The organism is Mesorhizobium sp. B1-1-5 (genome assembly GCF_006443065.1).
GTDB lineage: Bacteria > Pseudomonadota > Alphaproteobacteria > Rhizobiales > Rhizobiaceae > Mesorhizobium.
The window spans coordinates 1-1,391 of sequence record NZ_VFWS01000392.1 but is presented as its reverse complement, the minus strand read 5'-3'; the positions used below and the strand labels follow the sequence as shown (position 1 = coordinate 1,391).

Here is a 1,391-nt window from a genome sequence, read left to right as displayed (position 1 = left end):
TGTTGACGGAGCATTGAACGAAAAAACCCGCCTGCGCGGCGGGTTCCTGGCGCAACTCAGCACCATAGATAAATATCTACCATAGCTGCCTTCACCCAGTCAAGAAAAAATTCCTATTTTGAGAGCTGCCGGCCATGGAGGCTGCTGACACAGCCGGACCGGCCGTCGTCAGGCCGCCTTTGTCAACGCGAGTTCGCACGCTGGAGCTCAGGCCTGTTGGATTGCCGAGAGCTTCCAGCTCGAGCCATTCTGACGCGTGAAGGTCCACAGCTCCGTCGTCTCCGTGGGATGATCCTCGTCGCCCTCGACGACCTTGCCGCTGGCCCGATCGCGCATCACGTCGCGCGATTCATAACGCAGGGCCGCCGTGGCATAGTCGCGGTCATCCTCGCGCCAGCTTTCCGCGATGTCGGCCTGCAGGAGGGTGACGTCGGATACCTCGTTCCTGAGGCCCTTCTTCGCATTGTCGGCCAGCTCTTCAGAGAGATAGGATACCATTTCGGGAGTCGTCGTCTTGCGCAACGCGGCATGATCCTCACGCCCGAACGCTTCCTGGACATCGCTCAACAGCTGCTGGAATGCGTCGAGGTCGGTCTGGGCGAGCCGGATTTCATCGGAACCGGTGGCCGCCGCGGAGCCTCCGCCTGAACCGCCGCCAAAGCCGGGAATGGCGAAAGAACGCGCAGTGTTGCCAGCGCCCGCGAGAGCAGGGGCGGGGCCACGCGCGGATTGCGACCGGAAGAACCTGATTGCCAGCATGATGGCGCCACCGATCAGCACGGCCTGCAGCAGGAAACCGAACATGCCTGCCAGCCCGCCGAAGCCCTGGCCCAGGAGCAGCCCGATCAGGCCGCCGATCAGCAGGCCGCGCATCATCGTTCCACCGAAGCCGCTCATGAAGCCGGGCCTCTGCGGGCCGGCCTGCGGCTGCCGGGCCGCGGTGTTCACGCCGGTATTGGGCGTCATCGAACGCTCGACCGGAGCGGTCGGCGCCGGAGCGGTCCTGGTCGGCGGCGCTGATTGGAACGTGCGCATGCCGCGGCTGCCGAAACTGCCGCCGCGACGGGCCTCGGCATGGTCTACCGCGACCATGGAGAATGCCAGGAACAGTCCGGCAAACAGGGCGGCAAATCGGCTTGTGCGGGAAATCATCTGGACGGACCTTTATCGATGGGTTTCGGAAATTTTCGACAGACGTCGGGCCGGCTACCGGCGTGCGGTCAATCGAACAGCTCTTCGAAGAACGATTTCTTCCGTTTCGGATAGCGGTGGCCCTGCGAGCGCGCATAGTCGTCATCGCGGTCCCGGCCATGCTGGGGCTGGGAGAACGCTGCCGGCTGTGGCGCGGGCGAGGCCTCCTTGGCCGATCGCTCGATGATCTTGTCGAGTTC

At 64.1% G+C, this 1,391-nt stretch carries 1 protein-coding gene; it reads right to left on the bottom strand.

All coding sequences use genetic code 11. The features are described from left to right. Positions 1-207: 207 nt before the first annotated feature. On the bottom strand, positions 208-1,152 hold the full coding sequence (locus FJ980_RS31695) for a Tim44 domain-containing protein (RefSeq protein ID WP_140547448.1): 945 nt from the start codon (positions 1,150-1,152) through the stop codon (positions 208-210). Between the last annotated feature and the right edge of the window lie 239 nt (positions 1,153-1,391).

Bases quoted from the DNA above. Each gene is read 5' to 3' on its own strand.
- FJ980_RS31695 (WP_140547448.1), bottom strand. From the start codon at position 1,152: ATGATTTCCCGCACAAGCCGATTTGCCGCCCTGTTTGCCGGACTGTTC.